A 19,151-nucleotide genomic window follows, 5' to 3' on the forward strand; every position below is an offset into this window, starting at 1 on the left:
TCCGGGTTCCCTTCACGGACTTTCCGCCGCCCGCACAGAAATGAGGCCCCGCCCAACCCGGGCGAGGCCTCATGTGCCGAGCGTTGCTCAGGATTTCTCGGGGTTGCCGTTCTCCCCCGAGGAAGACCCGGCGTCCACCGTGTTCTCGCCGGGCTCCGGCTTCTCCGCCGTTTCGTCCGAAGTGGACTCGACGGCGTCCCGCTCGTCTCCCTTGCTGCGCAACGTTTCCGGGGCCTCGCGCGGACCGCGGTTGGCCGCGACGATGAAGTACGCCATCGCGCCGAGGAACAGCAGGATCGAGGTCCACACGTTGACCCGCAGGCCGAGGATGTGGTTGGCGGTGTCGGTGCGCATCAGCTCGATCCAGCAGCGGCCGACGGTGTAGCCCGCGACGTAGAGCGCGAACGCGCGGCCGTGGCCAAGCTTGAACTTGCGGTCCGCCCACACCACGAGCAGCGCGACGAGCAGGTTCCAGACCAGCTCGTACAGGAAGGTCGGGTGCACCGGGCTTTCCGGCAGCGGGATGTGCCCGGTCGCGATGCCGCCGAGAGCGTCCGGGGCCCCGGTCTCCGGGTTGAAGCGCTGGTAGATCTCCAGGCCCCACGGCAGGTCGGTGTGCGCGCCGTACAGCTCCTGGTTGAAGTAGTTGCCGAGGCGGCCGATCGCCTGCGCGACGATGATGCCGGGCGCGATCGCGTCGGCCATCGCGGGCAGCGGGATCCCGCGGCGGCGGCAGGCGATCAGCGCGCCGACCGCGCCGAGCGCGACCGCGCCCCAGATGCCGAGTCCGCCGTCCCAGATGGCGAAGGCGTTCCAGGGGTTCTTGCCCTCGGTGAAGTACAGCTCGGGATCGGTGATGACGTGGTAGAGCCGGCCGCCGACCAGGCCGAACGGCACCGCGAACACCGCGACGTCGAGGACGGTGCCCTTGGTGCCGCCCCGCGCTTCCCAGCGCCGCTCGCCCCACCAGATCGCGACGATGATGCCGGCGATGATGCAGAGCGCGTACGCCCGGATCGGGATCGGGCCCAGGTGCCAGACGCCTTGGTCGGGGCTCGGGATCGTGGCCAGGAATGCTGCGGAGTACACGCGGCCACCGTAGCGCGTCGGGCCCCGGTCGTGGTCCCGGTGCCGCGGAACCCTGGGTCAAGACCCGGTCACGGACCGGTCACGGCCGCCGCCGGTCAGCCCGGATACTCCTGGTCGGAGGCCGCGGCGAGGTACCCGGCGAGCAGCGCGTCCGCGACCTGGCCGACCGCGGAGTCCTCGGGCAGGAACGTTTCGCCGTGCAGGCTGGGCGCGCCCGCGGTCTCGCCGAGGCCGACGAAAAGCATCAGGCCGCGGACGCCGTCGCCGCAGTAATGCGCGAAATCGTCCGCGCCGAAGGACCGGAAATCGACGTCGACGTCCGCGCCTCCGCGTTCCAGCCAGGTCCGCGCGGCGGCGGCCAGCGCCGGATCGTTGACCAGGACGGGTTCGCACGGGCTGATCCGCAGGTCGGCGGTGCAGCCGTAGGCGCGGGCGGTGGCGTGCACGATCTCGTCGAGGGCCTCCAGGGCGCGTTCGCGGTCGCTCGCGCGCATCAGCCGCAGCGAACCGAACGCGGACGCCGTGTTCGGCACGATGTTCGCCGCCGTGCCCGCGCTCACCCGGCCGATCGTGCAGACCGCGCCGTGCATCGGGTCGATCCGGCGGCTCGCGATCTGCTGGAGACTCACCACGAGGTGGCTGAGCGCCAGCACCGGGTCGTGCAGGAGGTGCGGATACCCGGCGTGCCCGCCCTGGCCGTGCAGGACGACCTCGAACTCGTCGGTCGACGCGTTCACCGGCCCGGGCGCGGCCGAGACGACGCCGTACGGAAGCCGCGGCTGGACGTGCGCGCCGATCACGGTGTCGATGCCGCGCTCTTCCAGAATGCCCGATTCGACCAGGTCCAGCGCTCCGGACGGCGACGTTTCCTCGCGCGGCTGCAAGATCGCATACAGCGGACGCGGGACTTCCACCCGGCGCGCGGCTCGGCAGACCGCGGTCAGCGCGGCGAGGTGGACGTCGTGGCCGCAGGCGTGCATCAGACCGGTCTTCGCCGCCCATCCGGCCCCGGTGCGCTCTATTACCGGGAGTGCGTCCAGCTCGGCGCGCAGAGCTACCGCCGGGCCTGGGTGCGGTGCGGAGATTTCGATCAGCCGTCCGGTTTTCGCGACCCGTTCGCCCTCGCCGAGCGCCGCGGCCACGAGCCGGGCGGTGTCGTCCTCGTCGCCGGACGCGCGCGGGTCGGCGTGAATCCGATGGCGCAGTTCGACCGCCGCGGGCAGTTCCTCGGCCAGCGCGGCGCGCCAGGCCTCGACGAGGTCGTTCATTTCCGCTCCAGCCGGTAGATCCGGGCCGCGTTTTCGTGTCCGGCCAAGCGAGCCAGCCGGACCGCGTCCACTTCGGACAGTGCGTCGGCGGCGAGCGCGGCGCGCAGGAAGTCCGACAGCCCTTGCCGGAACAGCGCGGTGCCCAGGTGGTACAGCTCGGCCAGGCCGAACGCGTCGGTCGAGAACAGCAGCTTTCCGAACGGCGCCAGCTCCAGCGTCTCGGCCAGGATCGCGGGCGCGCGGAAGCCCGCGTTGTGCGTGATGAGGCCGACGTCGACGAAGACGTGCTCGAAGACCTGCGCGAGGTAGGCGGCGTTGCGGTGGAACGGGTAGTTGTGCAGCAGCAGGACCGGGACGCCGGTTTCGCGGGTCGCGCGCAGGAAACCGGTGAGCCGCAAGGGATCGCAGCGATGGAGGTCGACGTCGGAGTCCCCGTAGCCGACGTGGAACTGCACCGGCAGCCGCCGGTCGATCCCCGCCCAGATCAGGTGGCGATGCAGTACCTCGTCAGCCAGCCGGACCGGTTCGCCCGCCTCGACCCGCGCCAGCCACCGCCCGGCCGCGGCTTCGACCTCGGCGGGAGCCGGACGTTCCCCGGACAATTCCAGCCCGACCCGGTAAGCCGCGATCGACTTCACGCCCACCGCATTCGAGGTGCGGCGGTCAAGCTCCGCGGCGAAGTCCTGAGCGAACCGTGCGGCGGTGGTGCCGCGAATGACGTCCTCGGCGACCTGTTCCAGCCGGACGATGTCGTGCGCGCGGGCGTCGGCCAGCTCGGCGAAGTCTTGCGTGGCGGTGAGGGCTTCGGGGAGGAAACCGCCGTCCAGCAAGTAATCCGTGCTGCCGGTGCCGCGCAGGAATCGCCGGTTGACCTCTTGTGCGCCGAGTTCTTTACGGCGCGCGAGATAGTCGTCGGCCGGAGCGTGCTTCGGCAGATCGAGGACCGGCGCGCAGCGCTCGCGCACGGCGAGGCCGATCAGCGAATCGAACAACGACGTCCCGAGCGGCGACACGGTGTCCGCCTCGGTAAGCATCCGCTCGAACCCATCGCGGTCGAGGCCACCTGTGCGCACGCCGTGGCAATGGTGGTCGACCAACGGCAGGTCCGCGACGAAATCCAGCAGTCCGGTCATCTGTCTCCCTCAGCAAGCCTCTCCCCCACCCTACGGGCGAATCCGGGCGCCGAGCGTGGTGAGCAGGTATCTCACCAACAGGATCAAGGTGCCGATCGATCCTGCCCAGGCGAAGGTGTCTTCTGCGGTCGCGTCGAAGAACACCGCGCACAGCAGGATGATCAGCGCGGCCGCGAGGGCGACCATCGTGACGGCGACGGCGGGTGTGCCCTGGGCGAAGATCCGGCCGATGCCGCGTCCGTCGAAGGCGTCGCGGCCGAGAATCGCGCGCGGGATGTTGCGGCGCGGGTCTCGGATCTCTCGCCCAGCGTCGCGGCGGCCTCGAAACCGGCGAACGACAGGAAACCGAACACCGCGCCGAGGAAGAGGCCGGAGACTCCGGTATCCGGCGCGAAAACCTGCAGCGTGAAGTGGCCGCTGGGGCGTCGCCGGCGAGCAGCCGGACGCTGCCGAACAGCGCGACCGCGGTGAGCGCGAACGGTCCCCACGACGGCGGATGCGGCCAGATTCCGACCTGCGTCAGAAACGCCGTGCCGAGAACGCCTGCGGCGGAACTGGTGACCACGGCGTAGAAGGTGTACGTGCCGAGAAGGCCGATACCGGCCACGACGCCCGCGCGCGGGCCGAGGGTCGCGCCGACGAGCGCGTAGACCGATTCGGCGTGCTGGTCCGCGGCGGTTTGCTGTGGATTGATGTTCGCGGCCATGCTGGGTGCCATGAGCGCGACGGCCTGCCAGACTGACAAGGTGCGCCGTAATTCGGGACGGTTTCCGGACACGGAAGCGCTCCGTTCCCCGCGGAGTACCCAGTGAACATCCGAGGCGCCGGGAACAACCAGCGCCGACCGGCTAAACCTCGTCCAGTGAAGGAGCGCGCCTTGCCATCCATCCCTTCGGGACTCGACCGCGACCAGCTCGCGGAACTCGGCGCTGCCGCCGCCAGCCGGATGGAGCAGGCGGGCGTCGAGCTGGTCGCGCTGAGTTTCGTGGACAACTCCGGGATTTCGCGGGTCAAAGCGGTGCCGGTGGCGAGGCTGGCGAAGGCGGCCGCGTGGGGCGTCGGCGCGTCCAACTCGTTCGATTTCTTCCTCGGTACCGACAGCATCGCGAGCGGCGAGCACTCCCTCGGCCCCGTCGGCGACCTGCGGCTGCACCCCGACCTCGACGCGCTCGCCGTTCTCGCCGGGCAACCCGGCTGGGCGTGGGCCCCGGCGTGGCGCTACGACCAGGACGGACAGCCGCACCCGCAGGACAGCCGCGCGCTCGCCGCGACCGCGGTGGCCCGACTCGCCGAGCGCGGGCTGACCGCGCGGATGGCGTTCGAACTGGAGTGGATCGCGACCGACGCGGACGGGGTCCCGCTGCCCGGCCCGGCCTACGGATACTCGCGGCTGAGCGCGAACCACGAGTACCTCCGCGCGCTTGTGTCCACTTTGGATCGTCGCGGGGTGGAGGTGGAACAGATCCATCCGGAGTACGCGGCGGGCCAGTTCGAGCTGTCGATCGCCGCCACGGATCCGGTGCGGGCAGCCGATTTGGCAGTGCTGACAAGGGAAACGGTCCGCACGGTGACCGCCGAGCACGGACTGCGCGCGTCGTTCACGCCGAAGTTCGAGCCCGGCGGCGTCGGCAACGGCGGGCACGTGCACCTGAGCCTCTGGGACGACCGGCGGAACCTGTGCTCGGGCGGCACTGGGCCGTTCGGGCTGACTTCGGCCGCGGAATCCTTCGGTGCGGGGATTTTCCGGCGGCTGCCCGCGTTGCTGGCGGTCGGCGCGCCGTCGGCGGTCAGCTATCTGCGCTTGGAACCGCACCATTGGGCAGGCGTGTTCACCGCGTGGGGGCTGGAAAACCGGGAAGCGCCGCTGCGGTTGGTCCGCGGCGCGGCCGGGCAGCGGGACACCGCGGCGAATCTGGAGGTGAAGTGCTTCGACCTCACCGCGAACCCGTATCTGGTGGTAGCCGGACTGCTGTTCGCCGGACAGGCGGGCATCGACGCGGAGGCGCGCCTGCCGGAACCGGTCGGCGTGGACCCGGGATCGCTCTCCCCCGCGGACGCCGCGGCGGCTGGCGTCGCGAGGTTGCCGGAATCGTTGGCGGAGGCGGTCGACGCTTTCGAGGCTGACGACGTGCTGCGGGCCGCGTTCGGACCCCAGCTGGCCACCACGTTGGCGGACGTGCGCCGCGCCGAGGTGGCCGAGCTGGGATCGCTGGAACCCGCGGAACTGTGCCAGGCCATGCGTTTCCTGCACTGAACCCGGTCAACGAAGCAACGCCGCCACCCTCGACTGCAGCTCGGGCAGCATCGCGTACAGCTTGTCGCCCGGGCAGTCCGTGTTGTAGAAGTCGCGGTGTCCCTTGATCTCCTTCACCGGGATGCCGTACTGGCGGCACACGTACGCCACGAACACCACCAGCGAATCGAACTGCGCCTTCGGCGGGGCGACCTGCATGTAGGTGCCCTCGTTCTCGATGCCGATCGCGTTGTCGTTCTGGCCGGGGCAATGCGCCGCGCGGACGATCTTTTTCCCGCTGCGCAACGCGTCCAGGCTGCCGTGCCGTCCTTCGAGGCGGTAGCCGCCGCGCGAGACCGTGAAGTGCTGGCCGGTGTCGGACCAGCCGTTGTTGTCGATGTGGTCGGCCTGGTCGTCGCGCGCGACCTGGAACGCGTGCTCGAGCGAATAGTCGGTGCTGTTGGGGCAGTCGATGTGGTGGATGAGCACGCGATCGGCGGGATGGTCGAGCGTGGTGAGCGGATCAGCGGGCGGCCGCGCACCCCATTCCGCACAGCTGTAGACGCGCGGTGCGTCCGCGGCGTCCGCGAAGCCGGGCAGCACGAGCCCCGCCGCCGCGGCAGCGCTCACGCCGGCCGCCCCGCGCAGGAACGTCCTCCGGGGAACCTGTCCGATGTCGAAAGCCATGCGCCGCACTGTGCGCGGACGGCGTACACGATGCGTACAACTGGCCGCTCACCCGCGCAGATCCAGCTCCGCGGGGAACGGTTCGGCCAGCGTGAGCACGCCGCCCTCGCTTTTGGCGTGCGGCAGGTACTCGCCGTCGGAGAGCGCGTAGACGGTGGCGGCTTCCTGCTCCGGGTCGACGAGCAGGTAGTACGGGATGAGGGCTTCGGCGTAGAGGGCCTTCTTGAGAATCCGGTCCTGCACCCTGGTCGAGGGCGATTCGATCTCCGCGACGAGCAGCACTTGCTTCTCGGTGAGGCTGACCCCTTCGAGGCCGGGTGCCGTACTGACGACAAGATCGGGGATGAGCAGCCGGTCGTTCCGGTTGCCCAGCACGAGATTGGCTCCGGGAAGCACTTCACAGCGGGGTGCGGCTCCGGGACTCAACTGACCCCACAACCGGCCGACCAGCCTCTGGTGCTCGAGCCTCGCCAGCGGGCTCACGTGCAACACCCCGTCGACCAGTTCGACGACGTTGCGCGCCCGTTCCTCGTCGGACAGCTCGAGAACGCTTTCCACCGTCCAGCCGCCGGGCGGAGCGGTGACTCGGAACTCAAGTCCCGTCGGTGTGGCCAACACGGGTCACCTCCGCCTGCGCTCGGTCTTTCGTGCCGGGTCCAGTCTGCCATGATCTCCGTTCTCCTCCTCGGTTCTTCTGCATACCGAGAGAGTACGAACGACCATTGACAGTTTCCGGCCTTCGACCCGGGATCAGGCCGGAGCGACCGCCTCGCGCACGCCCTTCGCCAGCTCCGCAGCCAGCTTCGCCACGCCGTCCGGACCGTTCGCCGCAGCGGTGACCAGTGCCGATCCGACGATCACCGCGTCCGCGAACCCGGCCACCTGCGCGGCCTGCTCGCGCGACCGCACTCCGAGGCCCACGCCGATCGGCAGCTCCGTGTGCTCGCGGGTCCGCCGCACCAGGTCCTCCGCGTGCACGCCCACCGCGTCGCGGGCGCCCGTCACGCCCATCACCGCGGTCGCGTACACGAAGCCCGACGACGCCGCCGTGGTCTTCGCCAGGCGTTCCTCCGACGACGACGGCGCGACCAGGAAGATCCGGTCCAGTCCGTGCGTCTCGGACGCGGCGATCCACTCGTCGGCCTCGTCCGGGATCAGGTCCGGCGTGATCAAGCCCAGGCCCCCGGCCGCGGCCAGGTCGCGGGCGAACGCGTCCACCCCGTAGCGGTGCACCGGGTTCCAGTACGTCATCACCACAGCGCGGCCGCCGCGCGCGGAGACCGATTCCACGACCTCGAACAGCTGCTTCAGCCGGAATCCGCTGGCCAGCGCCGCTTCGGCGGCCGCCTGGATGGTGGGGCCGTCCATGACCGGGTCGGAGTACGGGACGCCGACCTCGACCAGGTCCGCTCCGCCGTCGAGGGTCGCGGCCAGCAGGTCTTTCGAACCGTCCACGGACGGGAAGCCGGCGGGCAGGTAGCCGACCAGCGCGGCCCGGTGTTCCGCCCGCGTCGCCGCGAACAGCTCGTCGAGGCCGCTCACTTGCCCTCCCCGTCCACGAGCCCGAACCAGCGGGCCGCGGTGTCCATGTCCTTGTCGCCCCGGCCGGACAGGTTGACCACGATCAGCCCCTCCGGGCCCAGCTCGCGGCCCAGTTCCAGGGCCCCGGCGAGCGCGTGCGCCGATTCGATCGCCGGGATGATGCCCTCGGTGCGCGACAGCAGCCGGAACGCGTCCATCGCCGCCGCGTCGGTGACCGGGCGGTACTCGGCGCGGCCGGAGTCCTTGAGCCACGCGTGCTCCGGGCCGACGCCCGGGTAGTCGAGGCCCGCCGAGATCGAATGCGATTCGACCGTCTGGCCGTCTTCGTCCTGCAGCAGGTACGACATCGCGCCGTGCAGGTTGCCCGGGCTGCCCTTGGTGAGCGTCGCGCCGTGCCGGTTGCCCTCGATGCCCTCGCCGCCCGGCTCGAGGCCGACCAGCCGCACCGACGGGTCGTCGTAGAAACCGGAGAAGATGCCGATCGCGTTGGACCCGCCGCCGACGCACGCCGCGACGACGTCCGGCAGCCGGCCGGCCTTCTCCAGGATCTGCGTCCGCGCCTCCTCGCCGATGACGTGGTGGAAATTGCGCACCATCATCGGGAACGGCGACGGGCCGGCGGCGGTGCCGAAGAGGTAGTGCGTGGTGTCGGCGTTGGTGACCCAGTCGCGCAGCGCCTCGTTGATCGCGTCCTTGAGCGTGCGCGACCCGGTTTTCACCGGCACGACCTCGGCGCCGAGCAGCTTCATCCGCGCGACGTTCAGCGACTGCCGTTCGGTGTCGACCTCGCCCATGTACACGACGCAGTCGAGGCCGAGCAGTGCGCACGCGGTGGCCGTCGCGACGCCGTGCTGGCCCGCGCCGGTCTCCGCGATGACGCGCTTCTTGCCCATCCGCACCGTGAGCAGCGCCTGGCCCAGCACGTTGTTGATCTTGTGCGAACCGGTGTGGTTGAGGTCCTCGCGCTTGAGGAACACCCGCGCGCCGCCGGCGTGCTCGCCGAACCGCTTGGCCTCGGTCAGCAGCGACGGACGGCCCGCGTACTCGGTGAGCAGCCGGTTCAGCTCGGCGGTGAATTCAGGGTCGTGGCGGGCCTTCTCGTACTCCGCCGCGACCTCGTCGACCACGCCGATCAGCGCCTCCGGCATGAACCGGCCGCCGTACGGGCCGTAGTAGCCGCGTTCGTCCGGATCGTGCTTGCCGCGCTCGGTCACCGCGACGGCCTCGGGCAGGCGGGGTGCGAACCGGCGGTGACGAGCTTGACGACCGCGCCCTTCGGGTCGCCGGAGGCCACCAGGCCCTCGCCGACCAGCACCGCGTCCGCGCCGTGCCCGGCGTAGGACATCAGGTCGCCGGGGCCGCGGACGCCGGACTCGGCGACCTTGAACACGTCCATCGGCAGGCCGGGCGCGAGGCGGGAGAACACGTCGCGGTCCACTTCGAGGGTGTGCAGGTTGCGCGCGTTGACGCCGATGACCTTCGCGCCCGCTTCGAGCGCGCGGTCGGCCTCCTCGGCGTTGTGGATCTCCACGAGCGCGGTCATGCCGAGCGATTCGACGCGGTCGAGCAGCGCGGCGAGCGCGTTCTGCTCCAGCGCGGCGACGATCAGCAGGACCATGTCCGCGCCGTGCAGCCGGGCCTCGTGCACCTGGTACGGGCTGACGATGAAGTCCTTGCGCAGCACGGGAATGTCGACCGCGGCGCGCACCGCGTCGAGGTCGGCGAGCGAGCCGCCGAAGCGGCGCTGCTCGGTGAGCACGCTGATCACGCGCGCGCCGGCGTCCTCGTAGTCGCGGGCCAGCGCGGCCGGGTCGGGGATCGCGGCCAGCTCGCCCTTGGACGGGCTGCGCCGCTTCACCTCGGCGATCACGCCGATGCCGGATTCGCGCAGGGCCGCCATCACGTCACGCGGCGGCGCGGCCTTGGCCGCCCTGGCCTTCAGTTCGTCGAACGGCAGCGCGGATTCCCGCTGCGCGAGGTCCTCGCGCACGCCGGCGACGATGTCTTCGAGCACGCTCATCGGACGCCCCTACTCGCTGCCGCACTCCTGGGTCCACTCGCAAGCTCGCTCACAAAAACCTTCCCCTTCCCGCCGAAACGATGCTAACCCCCGCTCGATGACCGGCCGGTTCCGGGTTGCTCAGCGCCGCGGATCCCCGCCGTCGGTCGGGTCGTCCCCCTCCGACAGCGCCTCCCACAGCTCGGTGTCCGGATCCTTGCGCGCGGCCCTGGCCCCCGGCGCGGCGTAACGGGCCCCGAGCTTGCGCGCGGCGCCCGCCCACTTGATCGCTGCCAACCCGCCGAGCGCGACGAGAATTCCGCCCAGCACCGCGAGCAGGTGGCCGAGCACGATTTCCGTGCCGGGCAGCCCGGGCGCGAACCCGCCGAACTTGATCCCGTCGACGCCCGTCCAGACGCCCGCCGCACCGGCGAGCACCAGCACGATCCCGAGCACCCGGCGCAGCCAGCCGCCGGTCGCGACAGCCCCGGCGACGCCCGCCAGCGCGAGGATCGCGAGCGGCACGAGCGCGGTGGCGCGCTGTTCGCCGAGTACGGTGTGCAGGACGGTGCCGCGCACGCCCTCGTCGCGGAATTCGGCGAACCACACCATCCGGGACGCGCCCCACAGCGCCAGCGCGCCGAGCAGGAGCGCGAGGATGATCGTCCACAGTGGACGGCGCGCTTTCCCGTTGTCCGCCGGTGCCGCGGCAGCGGATTCCTCCGCGTCCGGCGACTTCCCGGCGGCTTCCGCGCTTCGCGCCGGTTCCGCCTCCCCGGACCGCTCAGACACCGGCCGCGTCCTCAGCCGGGTCCAGCTCCCCCGCCGGGATCATCGTGCCCGCCGCGGCGATCGCGGACAGCACGGTGCGGGCCTTGTTGAGCGATTCGGTGTCCTCGTAGTCCGGGACCGAGTCCGCGACCACGCCGCCGCCCGCCTGCACGTACGCGGTCCCGTCGCGCATCAGCGCGGTGCGGATGGCGATCGCCGTGTCCGCGTCGCCGGCGAAGTCCAGGTAGCCGACCACGCCGCCGTACAGCGCGCGGCGCACCGGTTCCAGCTCCTCGATCAGCTGCATCGCCCGGACCTTCGGCGCGCCGGAAAGGGTGCCCGCCGGGAAGCAGGCCGCGACCGCGTCGAACGCAGTGGCGTCGTCTTTCAGCTCGCCGGTCACCGTGGACACGATGTGCATGACGTGGCTGTAGCGCTCGATCTGGAAGAAGTCGACCACGTGCACGGTGCCCGGTTTGCAGACCTTGCCGAGGTCGTTGCGGCCGAGGTCGACGAGCATCAGGTGCTCGGCGCGCTCCTTCTCGTCCGCGAGCAGGTCCTTGGCCAGCTGCGCGTCCTCCTCCGGGTCCGCGCCGCGCCAGCGGGTGCCCGCGATGGGATGCGTGGTGGCGCGGCCGTCGCGGACGGTCACCAGCGATTCCGGGCTGGAGCCGACGATGTCGAAGCCCTCCAGCCGCAGCAGGTACATGTACGGGCTCGGATTGGAGGTGCGGAGCACGCGGTACACGTCGAGCGCGTCGGCCCCGGTCTCGATCTCGAACCGTTGCGACGGCACGACCTGGAACGCTTCGCCGGCCTTGATCGCCTCGACCGCCTTGTCGACGGCCGCGTGGAAGTCCTCCTTGCTGCGGTGGCGGCGGAACTCCGGCGCGGGCCGGTCGAACGTCGCGACCGTCGGCGGCGCGGGCACCCGCAGCTGCTCGGTCATCGCCGACAGCCGGGCCAGCGCGTCGTCGTAGGCGGCGTCCACGCGTTCGGCGGAGTCGTCCCAGTTGACCGCGTTGGCGATCAGCGTGACGGTGCCCTCGTGGTGGTCGAACGCGGCGAGATCGGTGGCGAGCAGCATGGTCAGCTCGGGGATGTCGAGGTCCCGTTCGGCCAGCTCGGGCAGCTTTTCCAGCCAGCGCACGGAATCGTAGCCGAGGTAGCCGACCATCCCGCCGGTCAGCGGGGGCAGGCCGGGCAGCGGTTCGGTGTGCAGCGCCTCGACGGTCGCGCGCAGCACCTGCAGCGGGTCGCCCTCGGCCGGCAGGTTGTCCGGCGGGGTGCCGGTCCAGACCGCCTTGCCGTCGCGCACGGTCAGCGCGGCCGGGCTGCGCACGCCGACGAACGACCAGCGCGACCACGACTTCCCGTTCTCGGCCGATTCGAAGAGGAACGTGCCGGGCCGGTCGGCGGCGAGCTTCCGGTAGATCCCCAGCGGGGTCTCGCCGTCGGCGAGCACCCGGCGCACCACCGGGATCACGCGGCGGCTCTCGGCCAGCGCGCGGAACTCGGCGCGGGACGGGCTGACCGGGCCGGGCCCGGCCGGGGACGTGGCTGCTGAGCTGACCATGCGCCTCATTGTGCCGCTACGGCCGGGTCAGCCGGTCAGCGGGCTCTCAATTCAATGACTGTTGAATTCGAGGCGGCCACCGGTCAAGATGGTCCGGTGAGCACCGAAGACACTACCTCGCGCCGCCGCGGCCGCCGCCCCGCTGGTCAGGACACCCGCGCGGTGCTGCTCGAAGCCGCCCGCGCGGTGTTCGCCGAGAACGGCTACGAACGCGCGACGGTCCGCTCGATCGCCGCGCGCGCCGGCGTCGACGCGGCCATGGTCAACCACTGGTTCGGCGGCAAGGAGGGCCTGTTCGCGCAAGCGGTGCTGAAGCTGCCGTTCGAACCGGCGGAACTGGTCACGGTCCTGCGCGACGGCCCGGTCGACGAACTGGGCGTCCGGATCGCGCGCACCTTCCTGACCCGCTGGGACGGCGCGGGCGGCGACACGTTCCAGGCGCTGATCCGCAGCATCGCCGGACACGAAGCGGCGAGCACCGTGCTGCGCGAGTTCTTCCTGCAGTTCTTCACCAGCCTGCTGAGCGACCTGGGCGGCGACCGGCGCGAACTGCGGGTGGCGTTGTGCGCTTCGCAGCTGGTGGGGATGGGACTGGTCCGGTACGTGGCCCGGTTCCCGCCGATGGTGGAGGCGGAGGCGGACACCCTGATCGCGGCGGTGGCGCCGACTTTGCAGCGTTATCTCACCGGGGACATCGACTAGCAGCCCTCGTGAGTGCTGATCACGGTTAGAACCGGGATTGCCACTCACAACCTCCCCGCCAGCCTCAACCGCCCTCGTGAGGCTCAGCGCGACAGCAGCAGGAAGAGCAGCGCGAGCCCGCCGGGCAGCACCTGCACGAGCAGGATCCGCTTCGAAGACGTCACGGCCCCGTACAGACCGGCCACGATCACGCACGCCAGGCCGTACAGCTTCAGCTGGAAGCCCGCCGGGTCCGCGGCGATGAGGCCCCAGATCAGCGCGGCGGCCAGGAATCCGTTGTACAGCCCCTGGTTCGCCGCCAGCGTCTTGCTCTCGCGGGCGAATTCCTCGGTGGTGCCGAACGCCGCGCGCGCCCTCGGCGTGGTCCACAGGGCCATCTCCAGCACCACGATGTACAGGTGGATCAGGGCGACCAGCCCGATCAGCACGTTCGCGACGACGGTCACGCGGCGCTCTCGTCCGCGAGCAGCAGGCGGTCGCCGGTGTCGAAGCACGTGTGCGTTCCGGTGTGGCACGCCGGGCCGGTCTGGTCCACCCGCAGCAGCACGGTGTCGCCGTCGCAGTCGATGCGGACTTCGCGGACGTGCTGGACGTGCCCCGAGGTCTCGCCCTTCACCCACAGTTCCTGCCTGCTGCGCGACCAGTACGTGCCGCGGCGGGTGGTCAGCGTGGATTCCAGCGCGTCGTCGTTCATCCAGGCCATCATCAGCACGTCGGACGTCGCGTGGTCCACCACGACCGCGGCGATCAGGCCGTCCGCGTTGCGCTTCAGCCGAGCGGAGATTTCCGGCGCGAGGCTCATCGCACGACCACCCCTCCGGTGCGCAGCGCGCCCTTCACGTCGCCGATCGTCAACTGTCCGAAGTGGAATACGCTCGCCGCGAGCACCGCGTCCGCGCCGGCTTCCACGGCGGGCAGGAAGTGCTCGGTCGCGCCCGCGCCGCCGCTGGCGATCACCGGGACCCGGACCGCCTTGCGGACCAGGCCGATCAGCTCGAGGTCGAAGCCGGTTTTGGTGCCGTCCGCGTCCATCGAGTTGAGCAGCACCTCGCCGACGCCGAGTTCCTCGCCGCGCGCGGCCCACTCCACCGCGTCGATGCCGGTGCCGCGCCGGCCGCCGTGCGTGGTCACCTCGAAGCCGGACGCGGTCGGTTCGCTGCCTTCCGGCACCCGCCGCGCGTCGACGGACAGCACGACGCACTGCGCCCCGAACCGGCGCGACGCCTCGCGCAGCAGCTCCGGGCGCGCGATCGCGGCCGTGTTGATGCTCACCTTGTCCGCGCCCGTGCGCAGCAGCCGGTTGACGTCGTCGGTCGAGCGCACGCCGCCGCCGACGGTCAGCGGGATGAAGACCTGCTCGGCGGTGCGGCGGACCACGTCGAAGGTGGTTTCGCGGTCCCCGGAGGACGCGGTGACGTCGAGGAAGGTCAGCTCGTCGGCGCCTTCGGCGTCGTACCGCCGCGCGAGCTCCACCGGGTCGCCCGCGTCGCGCAGGTCGGCGAAGTTGACGCCCTTCACGACCCGGCCCGCGTCGACGTCGAGACAGGGAATCACCCGAACCGCCACAGCCATGCCGTCCAGCCTAGTCGGCCGCCCGGTCAAGCCCGCCGCCACGGCTTCGTCACTCATTCCGGATCCGAAGCATCAAAACCGGGTGCTCGCGCGTCTGATGATCGTGACCACCGGTTTCGACGAGTTCGTGGCGGAGCGCCTCGACGGGCTGCTGCGCTACGCGACTGTCCTCGCCAACGACCCGCACCTGGCGCAGGACATCGTGCAGGACGTGCTCCTGCGCGCGCAGGAACGCTGGTCGAAGATCGATTCGCCGCCCACCTACGTCCGCCGGATGATCACCAACGAGTACCTCTCGTGGCGCCGCCGCGCCGCCCGCCGCGTGGTGCCGTCGAACCACACGGTGCTCGACGCGCTCGGCCCGCCGACCGCCGATCCCAGCACCGCCTACGACGAACGCGACGAAATGCTCGCCCTGCTGGCCACCCTGCCGCGGAAACAGCGCGCCGCGGTCGTCCTGCGCTACTACGAGAACTACACCGACGCCGAAATCGCCGATTTCCTCCGCTGCGGCGTCTCGACCGTGCGCAGCCAGATCTCGCGCGCGCTGGCGACGCTGCGCGCCGGCCTGCCGTCGTTGCCGCCCGCCCTCACCACCGGAGCAGGAGAATGACCCCCTCGAACGAGACCGAGACGCTGCTGCGCGACAGCCTCGAACGGCTCGCCGAGCGGGCGCCGGACGGCCACCAGGTGCTCAACGCGCTCGCGCGGGCCCGCCAGCGCCGACGCCGTCCTCGCCTCGCGCTCGTCGCCGCGGCCGCCGCGGTGATCGCGGTCGCCGCCGGGGTGCCGCTGGTGGTCGACACGGTCACCGAAGCACCCGCGCAGCTCTCGCCGGCCGCCGGACGGCCGGTGCTCGCGTACACGCCGGGCTGGCTGCCGGACGGCTTCACCGAGCAGTACCGCTCCGGCGGGCCCGGGACCACCGCGCAGGTGCGGCAATGGCAGTCCGGCGCGAGCCGGGTGGAACTCGCGGCGCATTCCACGGCCGATCCGGAATGGGCCCAGACCGCGCTGCGCATTTCGGCGGTGCGGGACCAGGTCGTGGTGCACGGCCGGGTCGGCATGGTGACCGGCCCGACCGACACGATCGCCACGCTGACCTGGATGCCGGACCACCGCTACGTGCTGACCGCCAAGGTCGAAGGCGTCCCGGACGCGCGCGCGACGGCCGAGCAGGTCGCCGAGTCCGTGACCGTCGAGCCGGTCCGGATCCGCGGCGAGGCGCGGTTCGGGCCGCTGCCCGCCGGTCTTCACGAAGAGGCCACGACGGTGCGCGGCAGCAGTGCCGACGACGCGACGACCGTGCTCGACGCGAGCGGCCCGAGCGGCAAGGTGCGCGTGCAGCTCGGTGGCAGCTCCCCCGCGCTCGGCGCGGCCGGGCCGGTGCGGGTGCGCGGTCTCCCCGGGGCTTACGTGCCCGCCGCCGGACCGGCCGACGCGCTGGTCGCCGTGCGGCTGTCGTCCGGACGCTGGCTGACCGTTTCCGGCCGGTTGCCGCGCGAGCAGCTCGTCGCGGTGGCGGACGGGATCGTGCTGGATTCGGCACCGGAATACGGATGGCTCGGCACCCGCTGACCGCTACCGTGAGCCCATGTCCGAACTGGGGGAGTCTCGGAGCACTCTCGCGCGAGCGGCGTACACGGTCGGCGTCGGCGCCGCGGTCATCGCCGTGCTGGTGGCTTGGTGCGTCGGAGCCAACTATCTCGCGCAGCTCACCGCGGGCGAGCAGCTGACCTGCCGGTTGCGCTCTCTCGTGCCGTGGTCCGGGTTGGGCGTGACGCTGTGGCAGGTCAGTTCCCTGGTGCTGTTCCTTCTCGCCGGAGCCGCGATTTCGGTGCTGCTCGGGCGGATCCGGGCGCGAAAGGCGGCCCTCGGCTTGTGCGCGGCCGTGGTGGTCCTGTTCACCTGGGGCTATGTGGCGGCGACCCACGCGGTGCTGGAAAAGGTGGCTGACCACGGCACGTCGGTCGCCGTGCCGACGACGCCCGGCTCTCCGCCCGCCGACCGCTGCCAAGGATCGTGACGCCGTCTACCGTAGGGCTATGTCCGAACTGGAGCGTCTCGGCGCCGAGAAGTACGTCGTGCTGACCACTTTCCGCCGCGACGGCCGCCCGGTCCCGACCCCGGTATGGGCCTCCCGCGACGGCGACGAACTCGTCCTGTTCTCGGAACGCAACGCGGGCAAGGTCAAGCGGATCCGCAACAACAGCGAAGTTCGCCTGCAAGCGTGCGACGTCCGCGGCCGCCGCGTGCACGGCGCCGAAGTGCACGGAACCGCCCGGCTGCTCGACGCCGCCGGCACCGAACGCATCCGCGGCGTCATCGCCCGGGACTACGGCCTCGTCGGCCGGGTGACGATGTTCTTCAGCCGCCTCCGCGGCGGGCCGGAACGGACGATCGGGATCGCGGTCAAACTCGCCGGATAAGTCACGCTGCCGCGCGGAGACGAGCGGCCATCGCGGCCGAATCGTGGTCCGGACCGCAGCCGTCGGCCAGGATCACGTCGCTCACCAAGTGGTCGGTGCGCAGCGCGTAGGCGGTCATGTCGGCGCTCCTCGGGATGGATTTCGTTGCCTGCCAACTCATCCTGTCCGCGCCGGTGCATGGAGTCGATTACTTCGCGGGTAATCGTCCGCCCGCGGGAAACGCTGGCCGGGGTCCCGAAGTTTCGTTGCGCGGCAACGATTCCCGCCGTCAGCGGACCGCGGCGAGAGCCTCCGGCAGGGTGAACGCGCCCGCGTACAGCGCCTTCCCCACGATCGAGCCCTCGACGCCGTCCGACGCCAGCGCGGCCAGCGCGCGCAGGTCGTCCACACTGGACACTCCGCCGGAGGCGATCACCGGGGCGTCGGTGCGGGCGGTGACCTCGCGCAGCAGGTCGAGGTTCGGGCCGCGCAGGGTGCCGTCCTTGCTCACGTCGGTGACGACGTACCGGCTGGCCCCGTCGCGGTCGAGCCGCTCCAGGACCTCCCACAGGTCGCCGCCGTCGGACGTCCAGCCGCGCGCGGACAGCCGGTGCCCGGCCTCGGTGATCCGCACGTCGAGCCCGATCGCGACCCGGTCGCCGTACTCGGAGACGACCTTCGCCGTCCAGTCCGGGTCCTCGAGCGCCGCGGTGCCGAGGTTGACCCGGCGCGCGCCGGTGGCCAGCGCCGCCTCGAGCGACGCGTCGTCGCGGATGCCGCCGGACAGCTCCACCTGCACGTCGAGCCGCTTGACGACGTCGGCCAGCAGCTCGCGGTTGCTGCCCTTGCCGAACGCCGCGTCGAGGTCCACGAGATGGATCCACTCGGCGCCGTCGCGCTGCCACTGCAGCGCCGCCTCGAGCGGACTGCCGTAGGAGGTCTCGGTGCCCGCCTCGCCCTGGACGAGTCGGACCGCCTGGCCGTCGGCAACATCAACTGCGGGAAGGAGCGTGAAAGTCACGCGCACAGCCTAAGCGGCGGGGCCGGCGCGCCTTCCGGGGGATGTCCGCGCGGCCGGATGCCGCGGCGAGCTGGGCGGGGCGGACGTCCGGCGGCGCCGGCGAAGTGAGCAGCGGCACAGCCGCCGGTCCGGGCGGAACTCCGGCTACGCCAGCGTGCCCAGCAAGTCCCGCAGCAGCCACCTGCCCGGCAAGAAACCCGGCTACGCCAGCGTGCCCAGCCAGTTCCGCAGCAGCCGAGCCCCGGCGTCCCCGGACTTCTCCGGGTGGAACTGGGTCGCCCACAGCGGCCCGTTCTCGACCGCGGCGACGAAATCCTCTCCGTGGTTCGCCCAGGTCACCTTGGGCTGCTGGCCGGACAGGCCGGAGTCCAGCTCCCACTTCCGCGCCGCGTAGGAGTGCACGAAGTAGAACCGTTCCTCCGGGTCGATCCCGGCGAACAGCTGCGAATCGGCGGGCGCGCGGACGGTGTTCCAGCCCATGTGCGGCAGCACGTCGGCGTGCAGCCGCTCGACCGTGCCCGGCCATTCGCCGGTGCCCTCGGTCTCCTCGCCGTGCTCGACGCCGCGCGAGAACAGGATCTGCATGCCGACGCAGATGCCCAGCACCGGACGGCCGCCGGCCAGCCGCTTGCCGATGATCCGGTGCCCGTGCACGCCCAGCAGCCCGCTCATGCACGCCGAGAACGCGCCGACGCCGGGCACCACGAGACCGTCGGCCTCGAGCGCGGCCCGCGGATCGGCGGTGACCTCCACCTCGGCGCCCGCGCGCGCGACGGCGCGCTCGGCGGAGCGGAGGTTTCCGGAACCGTAATCGAGGATCACCACACGAGACACGCCTCCGAGCGTAGCCCCCCGGAGAAATCCGTTCCGACCCCGTTTGATTCCCGCCCCGAACGGGTATCCACCCGGCTATGTGTGGGCGCCGCCGGCGCCCCCGGACCCGGAAAGAGGACGAGATGTCCGAGTCCGATCTGCTGTGCCGGATGTTCCAAGCATGGCGGGAAGACATCGACAGCGTTCCGTTCCCGCAGTTCAGGGACCTGATCATCCCGCCGCAGAAGACCCGCGCGGAGGTCGATCTCGCGCGCCGGCCGACCGCGCGCACGGCGAACCCGGTGCGGCGCGCCGACGGCCGCTGGTGACCCCGGGC

The 19,151-nt window shown here is 71.5% G+C and carries 23 protein-coding genes and 1 pseudogene; 7 read left to right on the forward strand and 17 right to left on the reverse strand.

Annotation, left to right across the window (positions count from 1 at the left end):
* Positions 1-87: 87 nt before the first annotated feature.
* The 4 genes from lgt to F9C12_RS12735 all read right to left on the reverse strand — a co-directional run bounded on the left by lgt (position 88) and on the right by F9C12_RS12735 (position 3,676).
* A complete protein-coding gene (gene lgt / locus F9C12_RS12720; RefSeq protein WP_409466002.1) occupies positions 88-1,089 on the reverse strand; it encodes a prolipoprotein diacylglyceryl transferase in 1,002 nt (333 codons plus the stop codon).
* A 95-nt stretch (positions 1,090-1,184) separates the two neighbouring features.
* On the reverse strand, positions 1,185-2,357 hold the full coding sequence (locus F9C12_RS12725; protein ID WP_409466003.1) for a M20 family metallopeptidase: 1,173 nt from the start codon (positions 2,355-2,357) through the stop codon (positions 1,185-1,187).
* Complete coding sequence (locus F9C12_RS12730; RefSeq protein WP_409466004.1) at positions 2,354-3,490, reverse strand: amidohydrolase family protein; 1,137 nt, start codon at positions 3,488-3,490, stop codon at positions 2,354-2,356. Before F9C12_RS12730 ends, F9C12_RS12725 begins: the two co-directional genes overlap by 4 nt.
* A gap of 30 nt (positions 3,491-3,520) precedes the next feature.
* Positions 3,521-3,676 carry a hypothetical protein gene (locus tag F9C12_RS12735; protein ID WP_409466005.1) on the reverse strand — a complete coding sequence of 52 codons (156 nt, stop codon included), beginning with the start codon at positions 3,674-3,676 and terminating at the stop codon, positions 3,521-3,523.
* Positions 3,677-4,436: 760 nt separating this feature from the next.
* Between F9C12_RS12735 and F9C12_RS12740 the strand changes: the two genes are divergently transcribed.
* Complete coding sequence (locus F9C12_RS12740; RefSeq protein ID WP_409466999.1) at positions 4,437-5,744, forward strand: glutamine synthetase; 1,308 nt, start codon at positions 4,437-4,439, stop codon at positions 5,742-5,744.
* Positions 5,745-5,750: 6 nt separating this feature from the next.
* Here the strand turns inward: F9C12_RS12740 and F9C12_RS12745 are convergent, their stop codons facing one another.
* From F9C12_RS12745 to F9C12_RS12775, 7 genes are all read right to left on the reverse strand, one after another.
* Complete coding sequence (locus tag F9C12_RS12745) at positions 5,751-6,410, reverse strand: peptidoglycan recognition family protein (RefSeq protein ID WP_409182201.1); 660 nt, start codon at positions 6,408-6,410, stop codon at positions 5,751-5,753.
* A 48-nt stretch (positions 6,411-6,458) separates the two neighbouring features.
* Entirely contained in the window at positions 6,459-7,025 is a 567-nt protein-coding gene (locus tag F9C12_RS12750) for a Uma2 family endonuclease (RefSeq protein WP_409466006.1), read from the reverse strand.
* Between the two features lie 135 nt (positions 7,026-7,160).
* Positions 7,161-7,952: a tryptophan synthase subunit alpha gene (gene trpA / locus F9C12_RS12755; RefSeq protein WP_409466007.1), complete on the reverse strand. Its 792-nt coding sequence runs from the start codon at positions 7,950-7,952 to the stop codon at positions 7,161-7,163.
* Positions 7,949-9,166, reverse strand: coding sequence for a tryptophan synthase subunit beta (trpB, locus tag F9C12_RS12760; RefSeq protein ID WP_409466008.1), 1,218 nt, complete (start codon positions 9,164-9,166; stop codon positions 7,949-7,951). Before trpB ends, trpA begins: the two co-directional genes overlap by 4 nt.
* Positions 9,163-9,972 (reverse strand): indole-3-glycerol phosphate synthase TrpC, encoded by an 810-nt coding sequence (gene trpC / locus F9C12_RS12765; protein ID WP_409182205.1) that lies wholly within the window; start codon positions 9,970-9,972, stop codon positions 9,163-9,165. Before trpC ends, trpB begins: the two co-directional genes overlap by 4 nt.
* Before the next feature lie 120 nt (positions 9,973-10,092).
* Positions 10,093-10,563, reverse strand: a complete 471-nt coding sequence (locus tag F9C12_RS12770) for a Trp biosynthesis-associated membrane protein (protein ID WP_409467000.1) — start codon at positions 10,561-10,563, stop codon at positions 10,093-10,095.
* Positions 10,564-10,735: 172 nt separating this feature from the next.
* Positions 10,736-12,298 (reverse strand): anthranilate synthase component I, encoded by a 1,563-nt coding sequence (locus F9C12_RS12775; protein WP_409182206.1) that lies wholly within the window; start codon positions 12,296-12,298, stop codon positions 10,736-10,738.
* Positions 12,299-12,394: 96 nt separating this feature from the next.
* Between F9C12_RS12775 and F9C12_RS12780 the strand changes: the two genes are divergently transcribed.
* The gene (locus tag F9C12_RS12780; RefSeq protein WP_409182207.1) at positions 12,395-13,000 is read left to right on the forward strand and encodes a TetR family transcriptional regulator; all 606 of its coding nucleotides are present in this window, start codon (positions 12,395-12,397) and stop codon (positions 12,998-13,000) included.
* Between the two features lie 83 nt (positions 13,001-13,083).
* Here F9C12_RS12780 and F9C12_RS12785 read toward each other — a convergent pair whose 3' ends face one another.
* From F9C12_RS12785 to hisF, 3 genes are read right to left on the reverse strand one after another with little or no spacing between them, the layout of a single operon-like run.
* Positions 13,084-13,446 (reverse strand): DUF1304 domain-containing protein, encoded by a 363-nt coding sequence (locus F9C12_RS12785; protein WP_409466009.1) that lies wholly within the window; start codon positions 13,444-13,446, stop codon positions 13,084-13,086.
* A complete protein-coding gene (hisI, locus tag F9C12_RS12790; RefSeq protein ID WP_409182208.1) occupies positions 13,443-13,802 on the reverse strand; it encodes a phosphoribosyl-AMP cyclohydrolase in 360 nt (119 codons plus the stop codon). Before hisI ends, F9C12_RS12785 begins: the two co-directional genes overlap by 4 nt.
* Positions 13,799-14,572, reverse strand: a complete 774-nt coding sequence (gene hisF, locus F9C12_RS12795; RefSeq protein ID WP_037369977.1) for an imidazole glycerol phosphate synthase subunit HisF — start codon at positions 14,570-14,572, stop codon at positions 13,799-13,801. Before hisF ends, hisI begins: the two co-directional genes overlap by 4 nt.
* 97 nt (positions 14,573-14,669) lie before the next feature.
* On the opposite strand from hisF, the gene F9C12_RS12800 reads away from it, so the two are divergent.
* The 4 genes from F9C12_RS12800 to F9C12_RS12815 are packed head-to-tail and all read left to right on the forward strand — an operon-like array spanning position 14,670 to position 17,001.
* Positions 14,670-15,185, forward strand: coding sequence for a SigE family RNA polymerase sigma factor (locus F9C12_RS12800; protein WP_409467001.1), 516 nt, complete (start codon positions 14,670-14,672; stop codon positions 15,183-15,185).
* Positions 15,182-16,150 carry a hypothetical protein gene (locus F9C12_RS12805; RefSeq protein WP_409466010.1) on the forward strand — a complete coding sequence of 323 codons (969 nt, stop codon included), beginning with the start codon at positions 15,182-15,184 and terminating at the stop codon, positions 16,148-16,150. The genes F9C12_RS12800 and F9C12_RS12805 overlap by 4 nt, the downstream gene beginning before the upstream one ends.
* Before the next feature lie 16 nt (positions 16,151-16,166).
* Positions 16,167-16,598: a hypothetical protein gene (locus tag F9C12_RS12810; protein WP_409466011.1), complete on the forward strand. Its 432-nt coding sequence runs from the start codon at positions 16,167-16,169 to the stop codon at positions 16,596-16,598.
* A 19-nt stretch (positions 16,599-16,617) separates the two neighbouring features.
* Complete coding sequence (locus F9C12_RS12815; RefSeq protein ID WP_409466012.1) at positions 16,618-17,001, forward strand: PPOX class F420-dependent oxidoreductase; 384 nt, start codon at positions 16,618-16,620, stop codon at positions 16,999-17,001.
* 1 nt (position 17,002) lies between these two features.
* On the opposite strand, the pseudogene F9C12_RS12820 reads toward F9C12_RS12815, so the two are convergent.
* From F9C12_RS12820 to hisH, 3 genes and pseudogenes are all read right to left on the reverse strand, one after another.
* A pseudogene (locus F9C12_RS12820) lies at positions 17,003-17,104 on the reverse strand (DUF1330 domain-containing protein); the annotation flags it as partial.
* A gap of 165 nt (positions 17,105-17,269) precedes the next feature.
* Positions 17,270-18,001, reverse strand: coding sequence for a bifunctional 1-(5-phosphoribosyl)-5-((5-phosphoribosylamino)methylideneamino)imidazole-4-carboxamide isomerase/phosphoribosylanthranilate isomerase PriA (priA, locus tag F9C12_RS12825; protein ID WP_009074946.1), 732 nt, complete (start codon positions 17,999-18,001; stop codon positions 17,270-17,272).
* Positions 18,002-18,202: 201 nt separating this feature from the next.
* Complete coding sequence (gene hisH, locus F9C12_RS12830) at positions 18,203-18,826, reverse strand: imidazole glycerol phosphate synthase subunit HisH (protein WP_409187070.1); 624 nt, start codon at positions 18,824-18,826, stop codon at positions 18,203-18,205.
* A gap of 131 nt (positions 18,827-18,957) precedes the next feature.
* On the opposite strand from hisH, the gene F9C12_RS12835 reads away from it, so the two are divergent.
* Positions 18,958-19,143: a hypothetical protein gene (locus F9C12_RS12835; RefSeq protein WP_409182213.1), complete on the forward strand. Its 186-nt coding sequence runs from the start codon at positions 18,958-18,960 to the stop codon at positions 19,141-19,143.
* Positions 19,144-19,151 lie beyond the last annotated feature (8 nt).

The organism is Amycolatopsis sp. GA6-003 (assembly GCF_046267895.1).
Lineage (GTDB): Bacteria > Actinomycetota > Actinomycetes > Mycobacteriales > Pseudonocardiaceae > Amycolatopsis.

What these genes read in the sequence shown, in the direction of transcription:
- F9C12_RS12725 (WP_409466003.1), bottom strand. Translation starts at nt 2,357, where the DNA reads ATGAACGACCTCGTCGAGGCCTGGCGCGCCGCGCTGGCCGAGGAACTG.
- F9C12_RS12730 (WP_409466004.1), bottom strand. Translation starts at nt 3,490, where the DNA reads ATGACCGGACTGCTGGATTTCGTCGCGGACCTGCCGTTGGTCGACCAC.
- F9C12_RS12735 (WP_409466005.1), bottom strand. Translation starts at nt 3,676, where the DNA reads ATGGTCGCCCTCGCGGCCGCGCTGATCATCCTGCTGTGCGCGGTGTTC.
- F9C12_RS12740 (WP_409466999.1), top strand. Translation starts at nt 4,437, where the DNA reads ATGGAGCAGGCGGGCGTCGAGCTGGTCGCGCTGAGTTTCGTGGACAAC.
- F9C12_RS12745 (WP_409182201.1), bottom strand. Translation starts at nt 6,410, where the DNA reads ATGGCTTTCGACATCGGACAGGTTCCCCGGAGGACGTTCCTGCGCGGG.
- trpC (WP_409182205.1), bottom strand. Translation starts at nt 9,972, where the DNA reads ATGAGCGTGCTCGAAGACATCGTCGCCGGCGTGCGCGAGGACCTCGCG.
- F9C12_RS12770 (WP_409467000.1), bottom strand. Translation starts at nt 10,563, where the DNA reads ATGGTGTGGTTCGCCGAATTCCGCGACGAGGGCGTGCGCGGCACCGTC.
- F9C12_RS12775 (WP_409182206.1), bottom strand. Translation starts at nt 12,298, where the DNA reads ATGGTCAGCTCAGCAGCCACGTCCCCGGCCGGGCCCGGCCCGGTCAGC.
- hisI (WP_409182208.1), bottom strand. Translation starts at nt 13,802, where the DNA reads ATGAGCCTCGCGCCGGAAATCTCCGCTCGGCTGAAGCGCAACGCGGAC.
- hisF (WP_037369977.1), bottom strand. Translation starts at nt 14,572, where the DNA reads ATGGCTGTGGCGGTTCGGGTGATTCCCTGTCTCGACGTCGACGCGGGC.
- F9C12_RS12800 (WP_409467001.1), top strand. Translation starts at nt 14,670, where the DNA reads ATGATCGTGACCACCGGTTTCGACGAGTTCGTGGCGGAGCGCCTCGAC.
- F9C12_RS12805 (WP_409466010.1), top strand. Translation starts at nt 15,182, where the DNA reads ATGACCCCCTCGAACGAGACCGAGACGCTGCTGCGCGACAGCCTCGAA.
- F9C12_RS12810 (WP_409466011.1), top strand. Translation starts at nt 16,167, where the DNA reads ATGTCCGAACTGGGGGAGTCTCGGAGCACTCTCGCGCGAGCGGCGTAC.
- F9C12_RS12815 (WP_409466012.1), top strand. Translation starts at nt 16,618, where the DNA reads ATGTCCGAACTGGAGCGTCTCGGCGCCGAGAAGTACGTCGTGCTGACC.
- F9C12_RS12835 (WP_409182213.1), top strand. Translation starts at nt 18,958, where the DNA reads ATGTCCGAGTCCGATCTGCTGTGCCGGATGTTCCAAGCATGGCGGGAA.